The organism is Vogesella sp. AC12 (assembly GCF_024437575.1).
Classification (GTDB): Bacteria; Pseudomonadota; Gammaproteobacteria; order Burkholderiales; family Chromobacteriaceae; genus Vogesella; species Vogesella indigofera.
In genome coordinates this window covers 15,316-40,432 of the sequence record NZ_JANFNU010000010.1, presented here as the reverse complement: position 1 = coordinate 40,432, position 25,117 = coordinate 15,316, and the positions used below count along the sequence as shown (strand labels likewise).

Sequence of the window (25,117 nt, the reverse complement as noted above, 5' to 3'; positions counted from 1 at the left end):
TTTCCATGCTATTCATCCAATCCGTATCAGTTCCACAGCGACAGTGGGCTCATCATCCAGGCGCCGACAACCAGCACCCAAACCAGCGATACCGGGATGAAGATTTTCCAGCCCAGACGCATGATCTGGTCGTAGCGATAGCGCGGGAAGGTGGCACGGAACCACAGGAACAGGAACAGCACCAGGGAAATCTTGGCCAGCAGCCAGATCACACCGGACGCGCCCAGCGCACCCCACGATGCCGGGAACGGCGACAGCCAGCCACCCATGAACATGATGGCGGTCAGTGCCGACACCAGGATCATGTTGGCGTATTCCGCCAGGAAGAACACGGCGAAGGCCATGCCGGAGTATTCCACGTGGAAACCGGCGACAATTTCCGATTCACCTTCCGCCACGTCGAACGGGGCGCGGTTGGTTTCGGCGACACCGGAAATCAGGTACACCAGAAACAGCGGGAACAGCGGCAGCCAGTTCCACGACAGCACCGAACCACCACCGATGCCGTGGCCCTGCTGGTTAACGATCTCAACCAGGTTCAGGCTGCCGGACACCATCAGCACGCCGACCAGCGCGAAGCCCATCGAGATCTCGTAGGACACGATCTGGGCCGAGGAACGCAGAGCACCCAGGAAGGAGTACTTGGAGTTACCCGCCCAGCCGGCCACGATCACGCCGTACACGCCCATCGAAGTGATCGCCATGATGAACAACAGCGACGCATCGATATTGGCCAGCACCATGGTGTCGGTGAACGGGATCACCGCCCAGGCCGCCAGTGCCGGCATGATGGACAGCACCGGAGCCACCAGAAACAGACCCTTGCTCGACTTGGTCGGCAGGATGATCTCTTTCATCAGCAGCTTCACACCGTCAGCCAGAGGCTGCAGCAGCCCTTTCGGGCCGACACGGTTAGGGCCGATACGGATCTGCATGTAGCCGATCACCTTGCGCTCTGCCAGCGTCAGGTAGGCCACACCGATCATCAGCGGGGCAACGATGGCCAGAATCTTCAGCAGTGTCCACACCGCCAGACCGGCCTCGGTCCCCAGCAAGTTTTGCAGCAATTCCATGACTTATCCTCGCTTGATCTGAATCGGTTCGAACAGACCACCCAGTGCCTGCGTTGCCGGATGGGCAGCAGCGACACGGACCGCACCGGCGGCAACGGCAGCGTCGGCTACCAGTTGCAGGCGAACTTCGGCCTCACCCTGGCTGACGATGGCAGGCTGACCTGCTTCCAGACCCAGTTTGGCGATGTCTTGCGGGTTGAGGGCAATCACGGGCGCGGCTGCCGCGGCGGTCTTCTGCAGCGATTCGGCACGACGGCAGATGGCATCGGCCTGATACATCGGCACTTCACCGATACGTACCAGCGTGTCGCCGGCCACAACGTTGGCCGCAACACCGGTCAACTGGTTGTTCAGTGCCGCAGCGATGTCGCCATGCGCCAGCAACTCGGCGCGCACGTCTTCCGCACTGTTGAAATCGAAGCCGGACAGGTTGAGCATGTTGCCCAGCACGCGCAGCACTTTCCAGGCCGGACGGGTCTCGCCCAGCGGACGCACCACACCGTTGAACGGCTGCAGCTTGCCTTCCATGTTGACGAAGGAACCGGCAGTTTCGGAGAACGGCGCGATCGGCAGCAGCACATCGGCGTAGTCCAGCAGCGCTTCACCCTTGAATGCGGTCAGGGCAATCACGGTGGCAGCCTGCTTCATCGCGGCAACGGCTTGCTGGCTGTTGTAGGCGTCGGCTTCGATCTCGCTGTTGAGCAGAACATAAGCCTTGCGCGGCGCGGCCAGCATCTCGCTGGCACCGATACCGGCAGAGACGGTCTTGCCCAGCGGGCCACGTTGCGGATTGACACCGGCGATGTCGGCACCGACGCTGTTGGCGGCTTCGGCTGCGATACCGAAACGGGCGCCAGTGACGCGGCCGATTTCCTGGGCCAGCGACAGCAGCTCGGCAAACGCCGGGTGGTGTTGTGCCACATTGCCCAGCACCACGGCAGCCGATTCGGCGGCGCACAGGCTGTCGGCAATGGCGCGCGCCTCGGCGCTAACGTTGGCCGCAGACAGATCCAGTGCGGTCGACGCGGACTTGATTTCCACCGCGGCTTTCAGCACCTGCGCCAGCGCGTTGACCAGCGCCAGCGGCGACACGATCAGCTTGGCATTGATGCGGGTCAGCAGCTCGTCGTCGCTGGTATGGATCACGTTCAGTGCCATGCCCTTCTTGACCGACTGGCGCAGGCGCGATGCCAGCAATGGCTGCTCCTGGCGCTGGGTGGAACCCACCATCAGCACCGACTTGGCGGCCAGCAGCTCGACGATGCTGGAACCCAGCCACAGTGCGCCTTGCTGTGCCGCGGCGACACGCTTGTCGCTGCGACGCAGTGCGGCATCGATATTGTTGACGCCGAAGCTGCGCGCCAGTTTCTGCGCCAGATACAGTTCTTCGGTGGTGCTGTGCGGGCTGGCCAGGAAACCGATGGCATCCTTGCCGTGGTCGTTGGCCACGCCGTTGAGGCCCTTGACCACGTAGTCCAGTGCCGTCTGCCAGTCGGTTTCGTGCCACTTGCCGTCAAACTTGATCATCGGCTTCTGCAGGCGCTCGGCGCTGTTCAGGCCTTCGTACGAGAAGCGGTCGCGGTCGGCGATCCAGCACTCGTTGATGTCTTCGTTTTCCAGCGGCAGGACGCGCATCACCTGGTTCTGCTTGACCTGAACGATCAGGTTGCTGCCCAGACCATCGTGCGGGCTGACCGACTTGCGGCGCGACAGCTCCCAGGCACGGGTAGCGTAGCGGAACGGCTTGGAGGTCAGCGCGCCGACCGGGCACAGGTCGATGACGTTGCCGGAGATTTCCGAGTTCACGGTCTTGCCGAGGAACGGCAGGATTTCCGAAAATTCGCTGCGGTTGGCCATCCCAATTTCCTGGTAGCCACCGATCTCTTCGGTAAAGCGGACGCAGCGGGTGCAATGGATGCAGCGACTCATTTCCTCGGCGGAAACCAGCGGCCCCATGTCCTTGCCGACCACGGCGCGTTTTTCTTCCTGGTAGCGGGAAGAAGAATTGCCGTAGCCCACGGCCAGATCCTGCAGCTGGCACTCGCCGCCCTGGTCGCAGATCGGGCAATCCAGCGGGTGGTTGATCAGCAGGAACTCCATCACGCCAGCCTGGGCCTTCTTGGCCAGCGGCGAGGCGGTATGCACTTTCATGCCGTCGGTGACCGGCGTGGCACAGGCCGGCAAAGGCTTGGGCGCCTTTTCCACTTCCACCAGGCACATGCGGCAGTTGGCCGCAATGGACAGCTTCTTGTGGTAGCAGAAGTGAGGGATATGTGTACCGGCGGTGTGGGCAGCATCCATGATGGTGATGCCCTGATTGACCGTCAGTTTTTTTCCGTCGATTTCGATTTCAAGCATCGCTCAACACCATTTGTGATCCACCAAGGCCTTCTTGTGCGTAATGAGATGTTCAAACTCATTGCGGAAGTGCTTGGTGAAACTACGAACAGGGAACACGGCGGCATCAGCCAGGGCGCAAATCGTGCGGCCCGCCATATTGTTCCCGACAGATTCCAGCAACTCCAGATCGCCGTCACGGCCTTCGCCGTTGGCGATGCGATGGATCACCTTGTACAGCCAGCCGGTACCCTCACGGCATGGCGTGCACTGGCCGCAGGACTCTTCGTGATAGAAGTAGGCCAGACGCTCCAGCGCCTTGACCATGCACACGTCCTCGTTCATCACGATGACCGCGCCAGACCCCAGCATCGAACCGGCCTTGGAAATACTGTCGTAATCCATGGTCAGTTCCATCATCACCTCGCCAGGCAGTACCGGGGCCGACGAACCACCCGGAATCACCGCCTTCAGCTTCTTGCCGTCCTTCATGCCGCCGGCCATTTCCAGCAACGTGGCGAACGGGGTGCCCAGCGGAATCTCGTAGTTGCCCGGACGGTTGACGTGACCGGAGATGGAGAACAGCTTGGTACCGCCGTTGTTCGGCTTGCCCGCTTCCAGGAACTTCTGGCCGCCGTCACGGATGATGAACGGCACGGAGGCGAACGACTCGGTGTTGTTGATGGTGGTCGGCTTGCCGTACAGGCCGAAGCTGGCCGGGAACGGCGGCTTGAAGCGCGGCTGGCCTTTCTTGCCTTCCAGCGACTCCAGCAGCGCGGTTTCTTCGCCGCAGATGTAGGCGCCGTAGCCGTGGTGCGCGAACAGATCGAAGCTGAAGTCGGTGCCGAGGATGTTCTGTCCCAGCAGACCGGCCTTGCGTGCCTCGTCCAGTGCCTCTTCGAACAGCTCGTAGGCCTCGAAGATTTCACCGTGGATGTAGTTGTAACCCGCCTTGCAACCCATGGCGTAACCGGCAATGATCATGCCTTCGATCAGCGCGTGCGGGTTGTAGACGATGATGTCGCGATCCTTGAACGTGCCCGGTTCGCCTTCGTCGGTGTTACAGACCACGTACTTGTCACCGGGGAAGGAACGCGGCATGAAGCTCCACTTCAGACCGGTCGGGAAACCTGCACCACCACGACCACGCAAGCCGGAGTTTTTCACTTCGGCGATCACGTCTTCCTGGGGGATCTTGTTATCAAGAATTTTCTTGAGGGCCTGATAGCCACCGCGAGCCATGTAGGCCTCGAGGCGCCAGCAGTCCGGAGCGGCGGTGTCCACGCCCTCGAAAATCACGCCATTGACGAAAACTGCCATTATTCCAACTCCGCCAGTTTCTTATCGATAGCTTCGCGCATCATGAAGCTGCACATTTTGTGGTTGTTCACCAGCAGGACCGGTGCATCACCGCAGGCGCCCATGCACTCCCCTTCCAGCAGGGTGAACTTGCCGTCGGCGGTGGTTTCACCGATGCCGATACCCAGCTTTTCACCGATGTAGTGCGCGGCATTGACGCCGCCTTGCAGCGCGCAAGGCAGGTTGGTGCAGACGGTCAGCTTGTATTTGCCGACCGGCTTCATGTCGTACATGTTGTAGAAGGTGGCGACTTCGTAGGCGGCAACCGGCGGGATACCCACGTAGTTGGCCACGAATTCGATCATGTCGGCATTGAGGCAGCGCTCTTCCGGCGTGTTGCCGGTTTCACGACGCTCGACCAGTGCAATGCGCAACGCGCCCATGATGGCGGACCGGAACTGGTCGGCAGGATACTTAGCCAGTTCGCGGTCAATTTTTGCAAGCGATTGTGCGGATAGCATCAGCGGTCGATCTCCCCAAATACCACGTCCTGAGTACCAATGATGGCGACAACGTCGGCAATCATGTGGCCACGAGACATTTCATCCAGACTGGCCAGATGGGCATAGCCCGGCGCACGGATTTTCAGACGATAAGGTTTGTTGGCACCATCGGAAACCAGATAGATACCGAACTCGCCTTTTGGATGCTCTACAGCGGCGTAAGCTTCGCCTTCCGGCACATGCATGCCTTCAGTGAAGAGTTTGAAATGGTGGATCAGCTCCTCCATATTGCTCTTCATGTCTTCGCGGCTAGGCGGGGCGAACTTGTGGTTGTCGGTAATAACCGGACCAGGGTTGGCCTTCAGCCACTTCACGCACTGCTGGATGATGCGGTTGGACTGGCGCATTTCTTCGACACGCACCAGATAGCGGTCATAGCAGTCGCCGGTGACGCCAACCGGAATGTCGAATTCCATGCGGTCGTATACGTCGTACGGCTGCATCTTGCGCAGGTCCCAGGCGATGCCGGAACCACGCAGCATCGGACCGGTCATGCCCAGATTCTTGGCACGCTCCGGCGTGACCACGCCGATACCGACGGTACGCTGCTTCCAGATACGGTTATCGGTGAGCAGGGTCTCGTAGTCGTCGACACAGGCCGGGAAACGGTTGGTGAAGTCTTCGATGAAATCGAGCATCGAGCCCTTGCGGGTTTCGTTCAGGCGTGCGATTTCCTTGGCGTTGCGGATCTTGGACGCCTTGTACTGCGGCATACTGTCCGGCAGGTCGCGATAGACACCACCCGGACGGAAGTAGGCGGCGTGCAAGCGGGCACCGGAGACGGCCTCGTAGCAGTCCATCAGGTCCTCGCGCTCGCGGAACGCGTACAGGAACATGGTCATCGCGCCGATGTCGATGGAGTGCGCGCCGATCCACAACAGGTGGTTGAGGATACGGGTGATCTCGGCAAACATCACGCGGATGTACTGGGCACGCTCCGGCACTTCGATACCGGCCAGCTTTTCGATCGCCAGGCAGTAGGCGTGCTCGTTGCACATCATCGACACGTAGTCGAGACGGTCCATGTACGGCAGCGACTGGATGAAGGTCTTGCTTTCGGCCAGCTTCTCGGTACCGCGGTGCAGCAGGCCGATATGCGGGTCGGCACGCTGTACCACTTCACCATCCAGCTCCAGCACCAAGCGCAACACGCCGTGCGCGGCCGGGTGCTGCGGACCGAAGTTCAGGGTGTAGTTACGGATGTCAGCCACCGTAGTTCTCCTCGCGAATGATGCGTGGCGTAATCTCACGCGGTTCGATGGTGACCGGCTGGTAGATCACGCGCTGCTGAGCTGCGTCGTAGCGCATTTCGACATGACCGGACAGCGGGAAGTCCTTGCGGAATGGATGACCGACAAAACCGTAGTCGGTAAGGATGCGACGAAGGTCCGGATGGCCTTCGAAGATGATGCCGAACAGGTCGAACGCCTCGCGCTCGAACCAGTTGGCGGTATTCCAGATTTCCACCACGCTCGGCACGACCGGGAAATCGTCATCCTCGGCAAACACGCGCACACGCAGGCGGGTGTTGTGCGTCAGGGACAGCAAATGATAAACCACCGCAAAACGCGGGCCGTCTTGTGGTTGGTCTTGGTAGGTGCTGTAGTCCATGCCGCAGACGTCGATACACTGCTCGAACGCCAGCTCTGGGTGATCGCGCAATGTGGTCATTGCTTCGGTCACGTTCACGGATTTACAGACGATAGTCAGCTCACCGAGCGCAATCTTGGCCGATACAACCTTGTCGCCAAGCACACGCTCTACCGCCGACTTGAGCACTTCCATTCTGGATGCCATGGTTTAACCTCAGCGGGCGATAGTATTGGTACGCTTGATCTTGTTCTGCAGCTGGATGATGCCGTAAAGCAACGCCTCTGCAGTCGGCGGACAGCCCGGCACATAGACGTCAACCGGAACAATACGATCACAGCCGCGAACGACAGAATAAGAGTAGTGATAGTAGCCGCCGCCATTGGCACAGGAGCCCATGGAGATCACCCAGCGTGGCTCAGCCATCTGGTCGTACACCTTGCGCAGGGCCGGAGCCATCTTGTTGCACAGGGTGCCGGCGACAATCATCAGGTCGGACTGGCGTGGACTGGGACGGAACACGATGCCGAAACGGTCGAGGTCATAACGGGCAGCACCCGCATGCATCATCTCCACCGCACAGCAGGCCAGACCGAATGTCATCGGCCACAGGGAACCAGTACGGGTCCAGTTAATGAGCTTGTCAGCCGTGGTGGTGACAAAGCCCTTTTCAAGAACGCCTTCTACTCCCATTCCAGAGCTCCCTTTTTCCACATGTAGACGAAACCGATGGTCAGCACCGTGATGAACTCAATCATGACGCCGAAGCCATACATGCCCAGTTCTTTGAGCACAACCGCCCACGGAAAGAGAAAGGCAATTTCCAGATCGAAGAGAATGAAAAGAATGGCGACCAGGTAGTACCGGACGTCAAACTTCATACGCGCATCTTCAAATGCCTCGAAGCCGCATTCGTATGGAGAAAGCTTTTCAGGATCAGGACGATTCGGGGCTAACAGCCACCCCAGAAGCAATGGACCGACGCCAACCAGCAGGCCGACGACAACGAACATCAGAATGGGAAAGTAATTTTGCAGCATTTCCCGCGCACCTCTAAAAGAAAGGAGGTCAAAGACCTCCTTGGCTCCAAGTAAAACAGGCCACCGGTTTCCCGATGGCCTGTTTTTTGAATGTGGTGCCGACAGTGAGACTCGAACTCACACAGCCTATGGCCACTACCCCCTCAAGATAGCGTGTCTACCAATTCCACCATGTCGGCACTATACAAACTCAATTTTTACTCTGGAATCACAGAACCAGAGGCCTTGCTCTTATCAGCGTCGCTCGGGAGTGGCGATGCAGACTGGCTGGACACTCCACCCATCACGCCCAATTCCGTCTTGGCCGAGGAGTGAAAGAAACCAATAACCATCAAGGACGAGAAGAATACGACAGCCGCAATCGCAGTAGCCCTACTCAAAAAATTCGCGGAACCGGTGGCACCAAACAGACTACCCGATGCACCACTACCGAAAGCAGCACCCATGTCCGCACCCTTGCCATGCTGCATCAGGACAAGGACGATGATCGCCAGCGCAGAAACCAACATGGCGACGAGTGCTAATGTATTCAGAAGTTCCATACTATACCGTTTTTTCAGCAGCCTGGCAAATTCGCCCAAAGCTCTCAACATCTAAAGATGCCCCGCCAACCAAGGCGCCACCGACACTTTGCAGCGAAAAAATCGCATCCGCATTGTCCGCCTTGACGCTGCCTCCGTAGAGGACGCGAATACTATCAGAAGCCCCATGGCATTGCAACAAAGTCGCCCGGATATATTGGTGCACGTCGTCGATCTGCTCGACGCTAGCCACCTTGCCGGTACCGATCGCCCAGACCGGCTCGTACGCCACCACGTAGTCGTGCCCGGCCAGCGCGCCCAGCACCGTCAGCTGCTCGCCAATAACTGCCTTATAAGCATCGGCTTCGCGCTCGGCCAGCGTCTCGCCGACGCAATAAACCGGAACCAGGCCGGCGGCAACGGTCGCCTGCAGCTTGCGCGCCAGCAGGGCATTGTCTTCGGCAAAGTACTGGCGGCGCTCGGAGTGGCCGATCAGCACATAGCGGCAGCCGACATCGGCCAGCATCGCGGCACTGACTTCGCCGGTGTAGGCACCATCCTTGTCAAAGGCGCTGACATCCTGCGCCGCCAGCGCGATATTGCTGCCAGCCAGCAACGCGGCGGCCTGACCAAGGTAGGCAAACGGTGGCGTCACCGCTACCTGGGCCGCCCGCACCGCCGCATCGGCTTGCAGGGCGTCGATCAGTGCAAGGTTGGCCGCAAGCCGCCCGTTCATCTTCCAGTTGCCGATTACCAGTTTGCCCGTCATGCCGAATACCCTGATTGCTGTTTTTAATGGGCAAATTATATCAGCGGGTACTACATTGCTGTGCATAGTCATGACTGTAATATTTCTGCAAAGAGCCTCCCTTAGGATGCGCACATCGAAACAAGTCGTGAACTCTAGGAGCAAGCATGAAACATTCTATTCGTTGGGCTACCACGCTGGTGGTTTCCGGTTTTGTTGCAAGCAATGTGTTTGCGGCCGACATCACCGGCGCTGGCGCCACCTTCCCGTACCCGCTGTACGCCAAATGGGCGGAAGCGTACAAGGCGCAGACCAACAACAACATGAACTACCAGTCGATCGGTTCGGGTGGTGGTATCAAGCAGATCCAGTCGAAGACCGTTGATTTCGGCGCCTCCGACATGCCGCTGAAGCCGGAAGAGCTGAGCAAGCACGGCCTGACCCAGTTCCCGACCGTGATTGGCGGTGTGGTACCGGTGGTCAACGTCCCGGGCATCGGCGCCGGCCAGCTGAAACTGACCGGCCCGCTGCTGGCCGACATCTACCTCGGCAAGGTTGCCAACTGGAACGATGCCGCCATCGGCAAGCTGAACCCGGGCGTGAAGCTGCCGGACCAGAAGATTACCGTGGTACGCCGCTCCGACGGCTCCGGCACCACCTTCATCTTCACCAACTACCTGTCCAAGGTATCGCCGGAATGGAAATCCGCCATCGGTGAAAACACCGCGGTGAACTGGAAGACCGGTGTCGGCGGCAAGGGCAATGAAGGTGTGGCCAACTACGTGACCCGCATCAAGGGCTCCATCGGCTATGTAGAGTACGCCTACGCCAAGCAGAACAAGATTGCACACGCTCAGGTACAGAACGCGGCCGGTACTTTCGTGAACCCGGACGACAGCACCTTCAAGGCCGCGGCGGCCAACGCCGACTGGGCCAAGGCACCAGGCTTCTACCTGATCCTGACCAACCAGCCAGGCAAGGATAGCTGGCCGATCTCCGGCGCCACCTTCATCCTGATGCACAAGAAACAGGACAAGCCGGAACAGGCACAGGAAGCGCTGAAGTTCTTTGACTGGGCCTACAAGGGCGGCGACGCCATTGCCACCCAGCTTGACTATGTGCCAATGCCTGCCAATGTGAAGACGGTAATCCGCAACAGCTGGAAACAGATCGCGGCCACCTCCGGCGCCCCGGTCTGGAAGTAATCTGCAGTTGCAGCACTGAAGTACAAGCCGGGGAGAGACTCCTCGGCTTTTTGTCTGCCAATCAGACCAAGAGATTTTCATGGAAAAACTAAGCAACAGCGCCAACCTGAAACGTCAGATGATGCTGGATTCGCTGTTCCGCATGACCACCCGGTTTTTTGCCTTCCTGGTGCTGGCCCTGCTGGTCGGCATCCTGATCTCGCTGGTCATCGGCGCCATGCCCAGCATCCGGCACTTTGGCTGGAGCTTCCTGACCAGCACCGAGTGGGACCCGGTATCGGAAAACTTCGGCGCGGTGGTGCCGATCTTCGGCACGCTGGTGACCTCCTTTATCGCGTTGCTGATCGGGGTTCCGGTCAGCTTCGGCATTGCCATCTTCCTGACCGAAATCTGCCCGCCGCTGCTGAAGCGGCCGCTGGGCATCGCGGTGGAACTGCTGGCCGGCATCCCATCCATCATCTACGGCATGTGGGGCCTGTTCGTGTTTGCGCCGCTGTTCGGCGACCACGTGCAGCCATGGATCATGGAAAACCTCGGTGAATGGCCACTGATCGGCTTCCTGTTCCAGGGGGCGCCGATGGGCATCGGCATCTTCACCGCCGGCCTGATCCTGGCCATCATGGTGATCCCGTTCATCGCCTCGGTGATGCGCGACGTGTTCGAAGTGGTACCGCCGATGCTGAAGGAGTCCGCCTACGGCCTGGGTGGCACCACCTGGGAAGTGGTGCGCAACGTGGTACTGCCGTACACCAAGACCGGTGTCATCGGCGGCATCATGCTGGGACTGGGCCGCGCGCTGGGCGAGACCATGGCGGTCACCTTCGTGATCGGCAACTCCACCAACCTGTCCACCAGTCTGTTCGACCCCGGTAACTCGATTGCCTCGGCACTGGCCAACGAGTTTGCCGAAGCCACCGGCGAATTCCACATGGCCGCGCTGATCGAACTCGGCCTGATCCTGTTCTTCATCACCTTTGTCGTACTGTCCTGCTCCAAGTTGCTGCTGCTGCAACTGAAGAAGCAGGAAGGCCGTAATTCCTGAGCGGGAGCATGATGACTACCACCCTGACCGCCCGTTCGCCCAACACGGATCACACCATGTCGGCACAACCAAGCAAAAATTCGCGCAACAACGCCATCTACGCCCGGCGCCGTTTCGTCAACGGCTTCAACATGACCGCCTCGCTGCTGGCGATGGGGTTCGGCCTGTTCTGGCTGGCGTGGATCCTGTACACCCTGCTCGTCAACGGTCTCGCCGGCATGAGCGTGGACGTGTTCACCAAGATCACGCCGCCGCCCGGCTCCGAAGGCGGCCTGATCAACGCCATCGCCGGCTCGCTGAAGATGACCTTCTTCGGCACCCTGCTCGGCACCCCGATCGGCATCCTCGCCGGCGTGTACCTGGCGGAATTCGGCGAGCGCGGCTGGCTGGCGCCGGCCACCCGCTTCATCAACGACATCCTGCTGTCCGCACCGTCCATCGTCATCGGCCTGTTCATCTACGAGATGTACGTGGTGACCATGGGCCACTTCTCCGGCTGGGCCGGCGCGCTGGCGCTGTCGCTGCTGGTGATTCCGGTGGTGGTGCGCACCACCGAGAACATGCTGCGCCTGGTGCCAAACAGCCTGCGCGAAGCGGCAATCGCCCTCGGCGCACCGCAGTGGAAGGTGACCATGTACGTGACACTGCGCTCGGCCAAGGCCGGCGTGATTACCGGCATCCTGCTGGCGGTGGCGCGCATTTCCGGCGAAACCGCGCCGCTGCTGTTCACCGCGCTGAACAACCAGTTCTGGAGCGGCATGAACCAGCCGATGGCCAACCTGCCGATCGTGATCTTCCAGTTCGCGATGAGCCCGTACGAAGACTGGCACGCACTGGCCTGGGCCGGCGCCCTGCTGATCACGCTCAGCGTACTGACCCTGAACATCGTTGCCCGCTGGCTGGGCAGTCAGAAAACCCAATCTCATTAAGGCTTGACGCACCATGACTGAACAAGCAATCAAGCTCAAGGTAAAAGACCTCAACTTTTACTACGGCAACTTCCTCGCGCTGAAGAAGGTCAACCTCGACATCCCGGCCGGCAAGGTCACCGCCTTCATCGGCCCGTCCGGCTGCGGCAAATCGACGCTGCTGCGCACCTTCAACCGCATGTTCGAGCTGTATCCCGGCATGCGCGCCGAAGGCGAGATCCTGCTCGACAACCAGAACATCCTCGCCAAGTCGGTCGACGTGAACATGCTGCGCGCCAGCGTCGGCATGGTGTTCCAGAAGCCGACACCGTTCCCGATGTCGATCTACGACAACATCACCTTCGGCGTGAAGCTGTACGAGAACCTGTCGCGCAGCGAGATGGACGATCGCGTGGAATGGGCGCTGCGCAAGGCTGCGCTGTGGAACGAGGTGAAGGACAAACTGAAGCAGTCCGGCAACTCGCTGTCCGGCGGCCAGCAACAGCGGCTGTGCATCGCGCGTGGCGTCGCCACCCGTCCGGAAGTGCTGCTGCTGGACGAGCCGACCTCGGCGCTGGACCCGATCTCCACCGCGCACATCGAGGAGCTGATCCACGAGCTGAAGCAGGACTACACCATCGCCATCGTCACCCACAACATGCAGCAGGCGGCCCGCGTCTCCGACTACACCGCCTACATGTACCTGGGCGAGCTGATGGAGTTCGGCGCCACCGACGATATCTTCACCGCGCCCAAGCGCAAGGAAACCGAAGACTACATCACCGGCAAATTCGGCTGAATATTACTGTTTTATTACAGCCCCTCTAATGCCTCCAGAACGGAGGCATTTTTCTTTTCAAATCAAGCCACTAAACCCTGCCAAAATACAACACTGTCAAGCCGTAAACTCATGCCTTTGGCACATTTCAAACGCACCGCAAAAAGATTGTTACAAGCTCTTGACGTGTCATCTGCCAACCCCAAGAATCCCGCCTTTCGGATAACGCCTGACACATAAATCATGCTGGAACTTCTTTCGGGACTCGACACACTGCTCGCGATCACGCTGGTGCTGTCGATCACCTTCGTGCTCGCCTTTGAATTCATCAACGGCTTTCACGACACCGCCAACGCCGTTGCAACCGTCATCTACACCCAGTCGATGAAACCGGAGACCGCCGTGCTGCTGTCCGGCTTCTTCAACTTCCTCGGCGTGTTCTTTGGCGGTCTGGCCGTGGCCTACGCCATCGTCAACCTGATTCCGACCGACCTGCTGCTGAACATCAATTCGGCGCAGGGCATGGTGATGGTGTTCGCGCTTCTGACCTCCGCCATCGTGTGGAACCTCGGCACCTGGTACTTCGGCATCCCGGCCTCCAGCTCGCACACCCTGATCGGCGCCATCCTCGGCGTCGGCATCGGCAACGCGCTGCTGACCGGCGACTCCATCGTCAACGGCATCAACTGGAGCAAGGCCATCGACGTGTTCCTGTCGCTGTTCCTGTCGCCGCTGTTCGGCGCCGGCCTCGCCGGCCTGATGCTGTTCACGCTGATGAAGCTGCGCCCGCTGTCCAACATCCACAAATCGCCATTCCAGCGCCAGCAGATCGAAGGTCGCAAGCATCCGCCGTTCTGGGCACGTTTCATGCTGATCGTATCGTCGATGGGCATGAGCTTCACCCACGGCTCCAACGACGGCCAGAAGGGTGTCGGCCTGGTGATGCTGGTGCTGATCGCACTGGCGCCGGCCCACTTTGTGGTCAACCTCGAAGCCGAACCGATCCAGATCGAGCACACCAAGATCGCCGCCATCCAGCTGAAAGAGCTGTACCAGCGCAACCAGGTCATCATCGACCTGAAGTACCCGGTGAAGGGCAACCACCAGTGCGAACCGTCGAAGATCGTGGAAGAAGCCGGCGCGCTGCTGAGCGCGATCGGTGACGCCAAGTCGTTCCAGACCCTGCCGGAAGCGCAACGCTGGAACGTGCGCACCCAGCTGATCTGCCTCGCCGACGGCGCCAAGAAGATCAGCAAGGTGCCGGGCATCAACGACGTTGACCTGAAGCAGCTGAAAGGCATCCAGAAAGACCTGACCCAGACCACCGAATACGCACCGACCTGGGTGATCGTCGCCGTGGCGCTGGCCATCGGCCTGGGCACCATGGTCGGCTGGAAGCGCGTGGTCAACACCGTGGGCGAGAAGATCGGCAAGAAGGACATGACCTACGCACAGGGCATGGCGGCGCAAACCATGTCGGCGCTGTCCATCGGTCTGGCCAGCGTGATCGGCGCACCGGTGTCCACCACCCAGATCCTGTCCAGTGCCGTCGCCGGCACCATGGTGGTCAACCGCTCCGGCGTGCAGCTGTCCACCATCAAGACCATCCTCACCACCTGGGTGCTGACCCTGCCGGTGAGCATGGGTCTGGCGATCAGCCTGTACTACGTCGGCGTGAAGCTATTCGTGTAAGCGCGCCAGCGCAAACAACAAGGGCTGCCCGCGGGCAGCCCTTTTTCATGCCGACAAGGTTGGCCGCAGCCTGGCGAGCGCGGCATCAGGCCTTGAGGAAGTGCTCGCGCCCGGCCAGCCAGCGCGTCAGGTGCGCTGCGGCGTATTGCGGCCAACGTTGCAGTAGCTGCGGCGCCAGCTCGCGCGCCGCCTCCAGCAGCTCGATGTCGGCCTCCAGATCGGCAAAGCGCAGCATCGGCAGGCCGCTCTGCCGCGCACCGAGGAATTCGCCGGGGCCGCGGATATTCAAGTCCTGCCGTGCGATCTCGAAGCCGTCGGTATTCTCGTAGATCACCTTCAGCCGCGCCTTGGCCAGCTCCGACAGCGGCGTCTCGAACAGCAGCACGCAGCTGCTCTTCGCCGCGCCGCGGCCGACGCGGCCGCGCAGCTGGTGCAGCTGCGCCAGCCCCATGCGCTCGGCGTGCTCGATCACCATCAGGCTGGCGTTGGGCACGTCGACGCCGACCTCGATCACCGTGGTCGCCACCAGCAGTTGCAGCTCGTTGCGGATGAAGCGCCCCATCACCTCGGCCTTTTCCGCCGCCTTCATGCGGCCGTGCACCAGCCCGACGCCCCACTGCGGCAGGTCCTCCACCAGCACCGCGTGGGTATCGACCGCGGTCTGCAGCTGCAGCGTTTCCGACTCCTCGATCAGCGGGCACACCCAGTACACCTGGTTGCCCTCGCGGCAGGCCTTGTCGACGAAAGCCACCACCTCGTCGCGGCGCGCGGCGTTGATCAGCTTGGTGACGATCGGCGTGCGCCCCGGCGGCAGCTCGTCGATCACCGACACGTCGAGGTCGGCGTAGAAGCTCATCGCCAGCGTGCGCGGGATCGGCGTCGCCGACATCATCAACTGGTGCGGGGCGGCGCCCTTCTCCTGCAACGCCAGCCGCTGGCCGACGCCGAAGCGGTGCTGCTCGTCGACGATGACCAGTCCCAAGCGTGCGAAGCTGACGTCGTCCTGGAACAGCGCATGGGTGCCGACCGCCAGTCGCGCCTCACCGCCGGCGATCTTGGCCGCCATCTCGCCGCGTGCCTTCTTGCGCAGGCTGCCGGACAGCCACGCCACCTCGATGCCCAGCGGCGCCAGCCACGCGGCCAGCTTCACGTAGTGCTGCTCGGCCAGGATCTCGGTCGGCGCCATCAGCGCCACCTGGAAACCGGCCTCGATCGCCGCCAGCGCCGCCATCGCCGCCACCACGGTCTTGCCGCTGCCGACGTCGCCCTGCAGCAGGCGGTTCATCGGGTGCGGCAGCGCGATGTCGCTGACGATCTCGGTCAATACCTTCTGCTGTGCGCCGGTCAGCGCGAACGGCAGGCTGGCCAGCAGCTGCGCGCGCAGGCTGCCGTCGCCGGCGATCACCGGCGCACTGCCCTGCCGCCGCGCACGGTAGGCCAGCCGCATCGACAGCTGCTGCGCCAGCAGCTCGTCGAACTTCAGCCGTTGCCACGCCGGCAGGTTGCCGTCGGTAAGCTGGGTGGCGGAATACTCCGGGCCGGGGCGGTGCAGCAACTGCACCGCATCGGCAAACGGCATCAGCCCCAGGCTGCGGCGCATCTCGTCCGGCAGCGTTTCCGGCAGTGGCTGCGCCTTCAGCTCGGCGTGGATCAGGCGGCGCAGCACCGGCTGGGTCAGGCCGTTGACGGTGGGATAGACCGGGGTCAGGCTGTCGGCCAGCGGATCGCCCTCGTGCACCTCGCGGATCTTGGGATGTACCATCTCGTCGCCGAAGAAACCGCGGCGCACCTCGCCCAGCGCCCGCACGCGGCGACCCTTGGCCAGCTGCTGCTGCGTGCTGCCGTAGAAGTGGATGAAGCGCAGCACCAGCTTGCCGCTCTTGTCCTCGATCTGCACCACCAGCTGCCGCCGCGGGCGGAACTGCACCTCGCACTGCGTCACCTCGCCTTCCACCAGCACCGCCTGGCCGTAGGGCGCCTGGGCGATCGGATAGAGGTGGGTCTCGTCCTCGTAGCGCAGCGGCAGGTGCAGCACCAGGTCGAAGCGGCGGCGGATGCCGAGCTTTTCCAGTTTCTTGGCGGTGGCGGGCGCGGCCAGCGGTGGCTGGCCGGCGATATCGGCAGGAGAGTTCATGGCGGCATTGTACCCATGCAAAACGGGACAGCCCAAGCTGTCCCGTCGATTGCTGCTGCTCACGGCCGCGCTGGCTGCGGCGGCTGGCTTACTGGCGTTCCCAGGTCTGGGTACGGCCCAGCAGCGCCATGCCGATGAAGCCGCGCACTTCCAGCTTCTTGCCAGCCTCGGCCAGCTTGGCCTTGGCGCTGTACACCTTGCCGGATTTCGGATCGAGGATCTTGCCGCCCTCCCAGCCGTCGCCGCCTTTTTTCAGGCCGGTGAGGATGGTCATTCCGACCACCGGCTTGCCCTTCAGCGGGCCGTCGCACTTGTCGCAGACCGCGTCCGGATTGGCAAACAGCTTCACGATGCGGCCGGACAGCTCGCCGCCGGCGGTTTCGCTGATCTCCACCAGCGCCTTGGCCTGCTTGGTTTCATCGTCGATGGTTTTCCAGGTGCCACCGGCACCGGCGGCCAGTGCCGCCTGGCTGGCCAGCAGCAAGGCGGTGACGGTAGCAAGCTGGGTTAGTGTCTTCATGGTGCGTATCTCCCTCGTGTTGTCCGGCGCCGGCACCCCTCATGCCTTTTCAAACACCGGTTTGGTGTCACGACTCTAACCTTGATACGCAAATCGTTCAATCACTTGTATGAATTTCAGGCGACCGCAGCCGGTGCTAGGTCGCCATGCCGCTTTGCAGCCAGGCGGCCCAATCCGGCCGGCCGTTGTCTGCCGCCCGTTGCGCGGCCTGCGGCCAATCGTAGGCAATCCGCAACAGTTCTACCTGCCAGCCCGTCGCCACCCGCTCGGCAATGGCGTAGCTGGCATGCGGCGCGCCGGTCTGCACGCGGTGATAGCCGCCGTCGCTATCGTCGTAGGCCGGCAGGCCCACACTACCAGGGTTCAGCACCAGCGGGCCGTCCGGCAGCTGCAGCAGGCGTGGCATGTGGCTGTGGCCGCACAACACCAGCGTGGCGCTGGTCTGCCCCAGCCGCTGCGCCACGGTGGCCCGGCTGGCCGGCACCAGGTTGGCCGCAACGATGTCGTCCAGCAGGTACTGCAAATCACTGTGCGGGCTGCCGTGGGTGAGCTGCACGTCGCCCAGCCGCAACGCACCGGGCAGCGACGCCAGCCACGCGCGCTGCAGCGGCGAGGTCTGGTCAAAGGCGTACTGGTCGGACGGGCCGCCGGGGCGTTGCTGGCAGGCCAGCAGCTGGCGCTCGTGGTTGCCGGCGATGGTCGGCAGATTCAGGCCCATCAGCAGGTCGGCGGTTTCCGCCGGCCACAGCGGGCCGGACAGGATGTCGCCCAGGTTCACCGCGTGGCCGATGCCGCGGCCGTGCATGTCGGCCAGCACCGTCTGCAAGGCCGGCAGGTTGCCGTGGATGTCGGAAATGACGGCAAAACGATCGGGCAGCATGACGAGCTCTCCCAATGACAAAGCGGCCGGCTGGCCGCTTGTCGATAGTGGCAAGCCGCCGCGCTCAGGGCAAGCGGAACGTGCCCTCGCCCAGTTGCTGCACCTTGCCGCCGACCTGCACCGTGCCGCCGGCCGCCACATCTAGGTACAGCACGTTGGGCCGCTGGATGGCCTCGCCCTGCTCGATGCGCCACGACAGCGGCGCCAGGCCGTTCAGCGCGCACCAGCCGCCGAGGTTGGCGCAGGCGCTACCGGTGCCCGGGTCCTCGATGACGGCGCCCTGCTGCTCGAAAAACAGCCGCACGGTGGCGACGTTGTCCGCCACATGCCACAGGTAGGCGATGCTGCGTCCGGGGTGCAGCGTGGCGTGGCGCAGGAACAGCTCGTGCACCGGCCGCGCCGCCAGCACCGCCTCGCGGCTGGCGAGGCGAATCAGCAGCTGCTCGCTGCCGGCGTTCACCCACATCGGCGCGGCGGCGATGTCGGCGGCGGCAAGGCCCAGCATCGCGGCGGCGTCCGCCGGCGCAAGGTTGGCCGCACGCTGCGTGGCCGGCACCGCGGTGAGGCGGAACACGCCATCCTGCCAGTGGATCGGGATCAGCCCGGCGCGGGTGCGCAACGTAAAGCTGTCGCCCAGCCCGTGCTGCGCGTGCAGTACCGCGGCACTGCCGATGGTGGGGTGACCGGCGAACGGCAGTTCATAACTGGGGGTGAAGATGCGCAGGCTGGCGGCGGCCTCAGCATCGCCCGGCAGCAGGAACACCGTTTCCGACAAGTTGAACTGGCGCGCGATCAGCTGCATGTCGTCATCCGACAGACCGCTGGCATCGGTAAACACCGCCAGCGGATTGCCGCCGAAACGGCTTTCGGCAAACACGTTGACGATCTGGTAGGCATAACTGCGGCTCATGGTGGCTCCTGTAAATGACTGCTGCCGGCAAGGTTGGCCGCAGCGTCGGGGCGCGGCATCGTGCTCGGCAAAGCGCCCATTAGGCCACAGCCTGCAGCGCGGACAGAAGGCCGCCAGCGGAAACAGCCTGTTCCGCCGGCCACGACAATGCCGCCGCATCCTGGATACTGGATTTTTTCTACAGGGGAAAATTTGTTACACTGCGCACCGCAACACCGATGTGCCTGTTTTTCATGGCATTTCGCAACGCCCCGAGGTGACGGGCTCCACCCCGCCGCCGCAGCTTGGCCGCAAGCACTCACCGCATGACAAAAAGAATCTGCCATCGTGCCGGCTGTCGTCCCCATAGCAACTCAACACATCTTGATTTAGGGAATTTATGCAGCAGAATCCTTCGATTATCAGCAGGATCATGAATGGCAGCATCGTGCTGCAGATCCTGATCGGCATGCTGGCCGGTATTGCGGTGGCCAGCTTCTCCCCCGACACCGCCCAGTCGCTGACCTTCCTCGGCAGCCTGTTCGTCAAAGGCCTGAAAGCCGTGGCGCCGGTACTGGTATTCGTGCTGGTCGCCAGCGCCATCGCCAGCAAGAAGCAGGGCGTGCAGACCAATATGCGCCCGGTGCTCACCCTGTACCTGCTGGGCACCTTCCTGGCCGCCGTCACCGGTGTCGTGGCCAGCTTTGTCTTCCCGACCACGCTGAAACTGGTGGCTGCCGCCGGCAGCACCACCCCGCCTAGCGGCATCGGCCAGGTACTGAACAACCTGGTGTTCCAGATCGTGGACAACCCGATCAACGCCATCGCTACCGGTAACTACATCGGCATCCTGACCTGGGCCGTGGCACTGGGCATGGCACTGCACCATGCCAGCGACAGCACCAAGACCCTGCTGAACGAGCTGGCCGACGGCGTATCGCGCATCGTCGGCGTGATCATCCGCTTTGCCCCGGTCGGCGTGTTTGGCCTGGTAGCTGAAGCCGTGGCCACCACCGGTCTGTCGTCGCTGCTGGGCTACAGCCAGCTGCTGCTGGTACTGGTCGGCGCCATGCTGTTCATCGCGCTGGTGGTGAACCCGCTGATCGTCGCCCTGACCCTGCGCCGCAACCCGTACCCGCTGGTCTTCACCTGCCTGCGTGAAAGCGGCGTCACCGCCTTCTTCACCCGCAGCTCGGCGGCCAACATCCCGGTCAACATGAACCTGTGCAAGAAGCTGGGGCTGAATGAAGACACCTACTCGGTGTCGATCCCGCTGGGCGCCACCATCAACATGGCCGGTGCCGCCATCACCATCTCGGTGCTGAGCCTGGCCGCAGTTCACACCCTGGGCATCACCGTGGACGTGCCGACCGCCCTGCTGCTGTCGATTCTGTCCACCGTCGCCGCCTGCGGTGCCTCCGGCGTGGCCGGTGGCTCGCTGCTGCTGATCCCGATGGCGTGCAGTCTGTTCGGCATCAGCAACGATGTCGCGATGCAGGTGGTCGCCGTCGGCTTCATCATCGGCGTGGTGCAGGACTCCGCCGAAACCGCGCTGAACAGCTCCACCGACGTGCTGTTCACCGCCGCCGCCTGCATCGCAGCCGGTGACGTGGAACAGCCGGCACCGCAACTGGCGACCAATCGCGCCTGATCGCGCTGCCGTCCAGCAAAAAGGCCCCGCATGGGGCCTTTTTTATTGCGGCCAACCTTGGTCCGGCCTCAGCGCGGCAGCGGCCGCTCCAGCAGCAGCAACCGCAGTGCCAGCCCCAGCAGCACCGCCGCCAGTGCCCAGCGCTGCCAGCATGCCGCGCGCGGATGGCGCTGCAGCAAACGCCCCAGCTGGCCGCTGCAGCTGCCCAGCGCACTGTTGAACAGCAGCGCCACCAGTGACAGCACCATGCCCAGCAGCGTCAGCTGCAACACGATGTCGCCACGACCGGCATCGACAAACTGCGGCAGGAACACCATGAAGAACAGCAGTGCCTTGGGGTTGAGCAGGCTGCCCAGCATCGCCATGCGGAATACCCGTCCCAGCGGCACCCGCCCGTGCGTACCGAGGCGGACGACGCCGGGCTGACGCCACGCCTGCCACGCCAGCCACAGCAGGTACAGCGCGCCGAGATAGCGCAGCAGGTCGAACATCGGCGCCCACGCCGCCAGCAGCGCAGTGACACCGCTGGCGGTGAGCAGCGTCAGCACCAGATCGGCGGCGGCAATGCCCAGCGCCGCGGCCAGCCCGCCCCTCGGCCCCAGCGCCATGCCGTGCGACAGCACGAAGGCCATGTTCGGCCCCGGCGACAACATCAATACCAGCACCGCCAGCAGAAACAGCGATAACGTCGACCCCGCCACCATGACCCGCCCCCCTCTTCGTCATTGATCACAGCTTCCACGCTAGCGCAACGCCGGCGATGGCAACAGGCCGGTTTGGCAAAAAGAGAATTCTGTGCCGTGGTGGCGGATAAGGCTTGCGGCCAACCTTGCGCTCAGCGGCGGGCAGCCAGTTGCGCCACCTGCGCCAGCCAGCGCGCCTGTTGTGCCGCGCTGCTGCCGCGTACCGGTGCCAGCGCGGTGATGCGTACCGGTGCAAAGCCGCAAAAGCCGAGGATGGTGTGTTTCAGCTGCCGGAACAGCGGCTGGCCGTACACCCAGCGGTAGTACCAGCCGGGCGTGTCCATGGTGACGATCACCTCGGCGCGGCGACCGCGCAGCAGCTTGTCCCACCACACCGAATCCTGCCGGTAGCGGTAAGCCCAGCCGGACAGGAACACGCGGTCGAACATCCCCTTCAGCAACGCCGGCATGCCGCCCCACCACAGCGGCAACACCAGCACCAGCTGCTGCGCGTCGGCAATCGCCTGCTGCAACCGTTGCAGATCCGGCTCCAGCGGCTGCGGCTGGCGGTAGCCGTGGCGCAGCACCGGGTCGAACTGCAGGTCGCCGAGACAGAACAGGCTGACCTCGCGCCCGGCCGCGCGCGCACTCTCCGCATAACGGTGCGCCAGCGCCCCGCACAGACTGTCGGCATCGGGATGCCCCAGTATCACCACCCATCGTTCTGACATGATCACTCCCCTTTCATGCCAGTACGATAAACCCTGCCCCGCAGGGCAGAGTCAAGCCGCGGGACACGCCACGCCGGACTGCAGGCAGTGCTCGATCTCGGCCAATACCGTCGCCAGCCGAGCCCGTTGTGCCGCCAGCCGAGCCTGCTCGGCGGCGACCGCGGCATCGCGTACGCGTACCCGCTGCGCCAACGCCGGCCAGTCGATGCTGCCATCGGCGTCGCGCAGGCCCTGCAACTGCGCCAGTGACAGTCCCACCGCCTGCGCCTGGCGGATCAGCTGCACGAAGGTGACATCCTGTGCCGTGTAGCAGCGGTAGGCGCCGCGGCGGGCGATCGGCCCCAGCAGGCCGATGGCCTCGTAGTGGCGGATCGCCTTGGCGCTGGCGCCGCTGTGACGCATCACATCGCCGATCTTCATGCTATTTCTCCTTGTCGCCTGCATCGCCGCCATGAAAAAAGCGGCCCGCAGGCCGCTTGTACTGATACCACGCTGCGCGTGATTACTCGCCCAGCACCATCACCGCGTCGGCTTCCACCTGCACGCCCTTCGGCAGGCTGGCAACGCCGATGGCGGCACGCGCCGGGAATGGCTGGCTCATGTACTGCGCCATGATTTCGTTGAAGGTGCCGAAGTTGGACAGGTCGGTGAGGAAGGCATTCAGCTTCACGATCTGGTCCAGCGAGCCGCCGGCGGCTTCGCACACCGCTTTCAGGTTCTTGAACATCTGGTGGGTTTCCGCAGCAAAGCCGCCTTCCACCACCGTCATGGTCACCGGATCCAGCGGGATCTGGCCGGACAGGTACACGGTGTTGCCGGCCTTGACCGCTTGCGAGTAGGCGCCGATTGCCGCCGGGGCGTTGTCGGTGTGGATGATTTCTTTGGCCATCAATTTTCTCCTTCGTCGTGCAGGAACAGGGTTAACAGATCGTTGAGGAAGCGCTGGCCCTTCAAGGTTGGCCGCAGATGGGTGAGATCCTGTTCGATCAGCCCCTCCGCCTGCGCTTGCCGCAATTGCGATTGGATACAGGATACCGGCAAACCGGTGCGTTCGCTAAACAGTCTGGTTTCGAAGCCACCGGTCAGGCGCAGGGTGTTCATCATGAACTCGAACGGCAGCTCCTTGCGGCCAACCTTGTGGCTGCTTTGCAGCGGCTTGCCGTCCGCCACCGCCTGCAGATAGGCCGCCGGCTGCTTGTAGCGCATCTCGCGCACCACGCCCTCGTGCGAGCTGATCTTGCCGTGCGCGCCGGCGCCGATGCCGACGTAGTCGCCGAACTGCCAGTAGTTGACGTTGTGGCGGGCAAAGCGGCCCGGCTTGCCGAAGGCGGAGGTCTCGTAGTGCACGTAACCGGCGCCTTCCAGCCGCGCCTCGATCGCCTCCTGCATGTCGGCGGAAATGTCGTCGTCCGGCAGGTTGGCCGGCAACTGCACCGCGAACAGCGTGTTCGGCTCGATGGTGAGGTGGTAGGCGGAGATGTGCGTGACGCCAAAGGCGATGGCGGTGTCGATGTCGGCCAGCGCCTCGGCCAGCGTCTGGTCCGGCAGCGCGTACATCAGGTCGAGGTTCACGTTGTCGAAGTGCGTCAGCGCGATCTCCACCGCGCGGCGCGCCTCGTCACCGTCGTGGATGCGGCCCAGCGCCTTGAGCTGGCGCGGATCGAAGCTCTGGATACCGATCGACAGCCGGTTGATGCCGGCGGCACGATAGCCCTTGAAGCGCTCGCTCTCGAAGGTGCCGGGGTTGGCCTCCATGGTGATTTCGGCGTCCGGATGGATGCGCGCACGCGCGCGCAAGCCGGCCAGCAGCGCATCCATCGCCTCCGGCGAGAACAGGCTGGGCGTGCCGCCGCCCATGAAGATGGTGGTGATCGGCCGTCCCCAGATGGCCGGCAGGCTGTACTCGAAGTCGCGCAGCAGCGCCTCGACATAGGCCATCTCGTCGAAGCCATCGCCGACGCGGCTGCGGCCAACGTTGTCGGCGGCCTGGATGGCGATGGCGCCCGGCACCGGCTTGAACTCGTGCGAGTTGAAGTCGCAGTACGGGCACTTCTTCACGCACCACGGGAAGTGGATGTAGAGCGACAGCGGCGGCAATTCTTTTAAGCCGCCCTTCAGCGCCGACAGATCGATCACGCTCATGCCAGTTGCACCTGCAGTTTCGCCAGCAAGGCCTGCATCGCCTGGCCACGGTGGCTGATGCCGTTTTTCACTTCGGCCGGCAGATCGGCGACGGTACAGCCGTGGCTTGGCAGCCAGAAGTGCGGGTCGTAGCCGAAACCGCCGTTGCCGGATGCGTTATCGACCACCTCGCCGTACCAGGCGCCATCGACCACCAGCGGTTGCGGATCGTCGGCGTGGCGCACCAGCACCAGCACGCAGTAGTAGTAGGCACGGCGGTTGGCCTTGCCGTGCAGCTTTTCCACCAGTTTGGCGTTGTTGCGCTCGTCCGATTTCGGCTCGCCGGCAAAGCGCGCCGACTGCACCCCGGGCTTGCCGCCCAGCGCTTCGACGCAGATGCCGGAATCGTCAGCCAGCGCCGGCAGCCCGGTCATGTGGCTGGCGTGGCGCGCCTTTTCCAGCGCGTTTTCGAGAAAGGTGTAGTGCGGCTCCGCGCACTCCGGCACGTTGAGGCGGCCCTGCGGAATCACCTCGATGCCCAGTGGCGCCAGCAGGGCGGCGAATTCTTTCAGCTTGCCGGCGTTGTTGCTGGCCAGCACCAGTTTTTCGATCATGCTTTGCTCCGACGGCGGGTAGCGCGGCCAGGCTTGCTGCCGCCAGCGCTACGCGCCTGAAAACCAAAAAGCCCGGCGAACCGGGCGTGGGGGTGTCT

The 25,117-nt window shown here is 62.8% G+C and carries 26 protein-coding genes and 1 tRNA gene; 6 read left to right on the top strand and 21 right to left on the bottom strand.

The genetic code is table 11. The annotated features are described in order from the left end of the window. Nucleotides 1-26: 26 nt before the first annotated feature. The 11 genes from nuoH to tpiA form a co-directional block, all read right to left on the bottom strand. A complete protein-coding gene (gene nuoH / locus NOM55_RS13880) occupies nucleotides 27-1,073 on the bottom strand; it encodes an NADH-quinone oxidoreductase subunit NuoH (protein ID WP_047966930.1) in 1,047 nt (348 codons plus the stop codon). 3 nt (nucleotides 1,074-1,076) lie between these two features. Continuing rightward, nucleotides 1,077-3,431: an NADH-quinone oxidoreductase subunit NuoG gene (nuoG, locus tag NOM55_RS13875; RefSeq protein WP_255909120.1), complete on the bottom strand. Its 2,355-nt coding sequence runs from the start codon at nucleotides 3,429-3,431 to the stop codon at nucleotides 1,077-1,079. Between the two features lie 3 nt (nucleotides 3,432-3,434). Further along, nucleotides 3,435-4,730 (bottom strand): NADH-quinone oxidoreductase subunit NuoF, encoded by a 1,296-nt coding sequence (gene nuoF, locus NOM55_RS13870; RefSeq protein ID WP_047966928.1) that lies wholly within the window; start codon nucleotides 4,728-4,730, stop codon nucleotides 3,435-3,437. Continuing rightward, the gene (gene nuoE / locus NOM55_RS13865) at nucleotides 4,730-5,230 is read right to left on the bottom strand and encodes an NADH-quinone oxidoreductase subunit NuoE (RefSeq protein WP_255909118.1); all 501 of its coding nucleotides are present in this window, start codon (nucleotides 5,228-5,230) and stop codon (nucleotides 4,730-4,732) included. The genes nuoF and nuoE overlap by 1 nt, the downstream gene beginning before the upstream one ends. After that, complete coding sequence (locus NOM55_RS13860; protein WP_047966926.1) at nucleotides 5,230-6,483, bottom strand: NADH-quinone oxidoreductase subunit D; 1,254 nt, start codon at nucleotides 6,481-6,483, stop codon at nucleotides 5,230-5,232. The genes nuoE and NOM55_RS13860 overlap by 1 nt, the downstream gene beginning before the upstream one ends. Next, on the bottom strand, nucleotides 6,476-7,069 hold the full coding sequence (locus NOM55_RS13855; protein ID WP_047966925.1) for an NADH-quinone oxidoreductase subunit C: 594 nt from the start codon (nucleotides 7,067-7,069) through the stop codon (nucleotides 6,476-6,478). The genes NOM55_RS13860 and NOM55_RS13855 overlap by 8 nt, the downstream gene beginning before the upstream one ends. A 9-nt stretch (nucleotides 7,070-7,078) precedes the next feature. After that, complete coding sequence (locus NOM55_RS13850) at nucleotides 7,079-7,555, bottom strand: NADH-quinone oxidoreductase subunit B family protein (protein ID WP_047966924.1); 477 nt, start codon at nucleotides 7,553-7,555, stop codon at nucleotides 7,079-7,081. Next, entirely contained in the window at nucleotides 7,546-7,902 is a 357-nt protein-coding gene (locus NOM55_RS13845) for an NADH-quinone oxidoreductase subunit A (protein ID WP_047966923.1), read from the bottom strand. The genes NOM55_RS13850 and NOM55_RS13845 overlap by 10 nt, the downstream gene beginning before the upstream one ends. Nucleotides 7,903-7,995: 93 nt before the next feature. After that, a tRNA-Leu gene (locus NOM55_RS13840) sits at nucleotides 7,996-8,081 on the bottom strand. An 18-nt stretch (nucleotides 8,082-8,099) separates the two neighbouring features. Then, entirely contained in the window at nucleotides 8,100-8,444 is a 345-nt protein-coding gene (gene secG, locus NOM55_RS13835; RefSeq protein WP_047966922.1) for a preprotein translocase subunit SecG, read from the bottom strand. 1 nt (nucleotide 8,445) lies between these two features. After that, complete coding sequence (tpiA, locus tag NOM55_RS13830; RefSeq protein WP_255909206.1) at nucleotides 8,446-9,192, bottom strand: triose-phosphate isomerase; 747 nt, start codon at nucleotides 9,190-9,192, stop codon at nucleotides 8,446-8,448. Nucleotides 9,193-9,338: 146 nt separating this feature from the next. Here tpiA and pstS point away from each other — a divergent pair, with 146 nt between their 5' ends. The 5 genes from pstS to NOM55_RS13805 all read left to right on the top strand — a co-directional run bounded on the left by pstS (nucleotide 9,339) and on the right by NOM55_RS13805 (nucleotide 14,796). Then, the gene (pstS, locus tag NOM55_RS13825) at nucleotides 9,339-10,376 is read left to right on the top strand and encodes a phosphate ABC transporter substrate-binding protein PstS (protein ID WP_120809253.1); all 1,038 of its coding nucleotides are present in this window, start codon (nucleotides 9,339-9,341) and stop codon (nucleotides 10,374-10,376) included. A 79-nt stretch (nucleotides 10,377-10,455) separates the two neighbouring features. Beyond that, nucleotides 10,456-11,418, top strand: a complete 963-nt coding sequence (gene pstC / locus NOM55_RS13820; protein WP_255909116.1) for a phosphate ABC transporter permease subunit PstC — start codon at nucleotides 10,456-10,458, stop codon at nucleotides 11,416-11,418. A gap of 56 nt (nucleotides 11,419-11,474) precedes the next feature. After that, the gene (gene pstA, locus NOM55_RS13815) at nucleotides 11,475-12,347 is read left to right on the top strand and encodes a phosphate ABC transporter permease PstA (RefSeq protein WP_047966994.1); all 873 of its coding nucleotides are present in this window, start codon (nucleotides 11,475-11,477) and stop codon (nucleotides 12,345-12,347) included. A 13-nt stretch (nucleotides 12,348-12,360) separates the two neighbouring features. After that, nucleotides 12,361-13,125: a phosphate ABC transporter ATP-binding protein PstB gene (pstB, locus tag NOM55_RS13810; protein WP_047966920.1), complete on the top strand. Its 765-nt coding sequence runs from the start codon at nucleotides 12,361-12,363 to the stop codon at nucleotides 13,123-13,125. 222 nt (nucleotides 13,126-13,347) lie between these two features. Continuing rightward, entirely contained in the window at nucleotides 13,348-14,796 is a 1,449-nt protein-coding gene (locus NOM55_RS13805; RefSeq protein WP_255909114.1) for an inorganic phosphate transporter, read from the top strand. 85 nt (nucleotides 14,797-14,881) lie between these two features. On the opposite strand, the gene recG is transcribed toward NOM55_RS13805, so the two are convergent. From recG to NOM55_RS13785, 4 genes are all read right to left on the bottom strand, one after another. Continuing rightward, complete coding sequence (recG, locus tag NOM55_RS13800; protein WP_255909112.1) at nucleotides 14,882-16,930, bottom strand: ATP-dependent DNA helicase RecG; 2,049 nt, start codon at nucleotides 16,928-16,930, stop codon at nucleotides 14,882-14,884. 88 nt (nucleotides 16,931-17,018) lie between these two features. Next, entirely contained in the window at nucleotides 17,019-17,450 is a 432-nt protein-coding gene (locus NOM55_RS13795) for a DUF2147 domain-containing protein (RefSeq protein ID WP_047966916.1), read from the bottom strand. Between the two features lie 136 nt (nucleotides 17,451-17,586). Further along, nucleotides 17,587-18,330, bottom strand: coding sequence for a metallophosphoesterase (locus NOM55_RS13790; RefSeq protein WP_255909110.1), 744 nt, complete (start codon nucleotides 18,328-18,330; stop codon nucleotides 17,587-17,589). A 64-nt stretch (nucleotides 18,331-18,394) separates the two neighbouring features. After that, entirely contained in the window at nucleotides 18,395-19,240 is an 846-nt protein-coding gene (locus tag NOM55_RS13785) for a PhzF family phenazine biosynthesis protein (protein ID WP_255909108.1), read from the bottom strand. A gap of 379 nt (nucleotides 19,241-19,619) precedes the next feature. Between NOM55_RS13785 and sstT the strand changes: the two genes are divergently transcribed. Beyond that, nucleotides 19,620-20,870, top strand: coding sequence for a serine/threonine transporter SstT (sstT, locus tag NOM55_RS13780; RefSeq protein WP_047966914.1), 1,251 nt, complete (start codon nucleotides 19,620-19,622; stop codon nucleotides 20,868-20,870). Between the two features lie 68 nt (nucleotides 20,871-20,938). Here the strand turns inward: sstT and NOM55_RS13775 are convergent, their stop codons facing one another. From NOM55_RS13775 to rdgB, 6 genes are all read right to left on the bottom strand, one after another. Beyond that, nucleotides 20,939-21,574: a LysE family translocator gene (locus NOM55_RS13775; RefSeq protein WP_255909106.1), complete on the bottom strand. Its 636-nt coding sequence runs from the start codon at nucleotides 21,572-21,574 to the stop codon at nucleotides 20,939-20,941. Nucleotides 21,575-21,705: 131 nt separating this feature from the next. Next, nucleotides 21,706-22,284 carry an NAD(P)H-dependent oxidoreductase gene (locus tag NOM55_RS13770; RefSeq protein ID WP_255909103.1) on the bottom strand — a complete coding sequence of 193 codons (579 nt, stop codon included), beginning with the start codon at nucleotides 22,282-22,284 and terminating at the stop codon, nucleotides 21,706-21,708. Between the two features lie 51 nt (nucleotides 22,285-22,335). Then, nucleotides 22,336-22,704, bottom strand: a complete 369-nt coding sequence (locus NOM55_RS13765; protein WP_255909100.1) for a MerR family transcriptional regulator — start codon at nucleotides 22,702-22,704, stop codon at nucleotides 22,336-22,338. Nucleotides 22,705-22,786: 82 nt separating this feature from the next. After that, nucleotides 22,787-23,173 (bottom strand): RidA family protein, encoded by a 387-nt coding sequence (locus NOM55_RS13760; protein WP_255909098.1) that lies wholly within the window; start codon nucleotides 23,171-23,173, stop codon nucleotides 22,787-22,789. After that, a complete protein-coding gene (gene hemW, locus NOM55_RS13755) occupies nucleotides 23,173-24,426 on the bottom strand; it encodes a radical SAM family heme chaperone HemW (RefSeq protein ID WP_255909096.1) in 1,254 nt (417 codons plus the stop codon). The genes NOM55_RS13760 and hemW overlap by 1 nt, the downstream gene beginning before the upstream one ends. Continuing rightward, complete coding sequence (rdgB, locus tag NOM55_RS13750; RefSeq protein ID WP_255909095.1) at nucleotides 24,423-25,019, bottom strand: RdgB/HAM1 family non-canonical purine NTP pyrophosphatase; 597 nt, start codon at nucleotides 25,017-25,019, stop codon at nucleotides 24,423-24,425. The genes hemW and rdgB overlap by 4 nt, the downstream gene beginning before the upstream one ends. Between the last annotated feature and the right edge of the window lie 98 nt (nucleotides 25,020-25,117).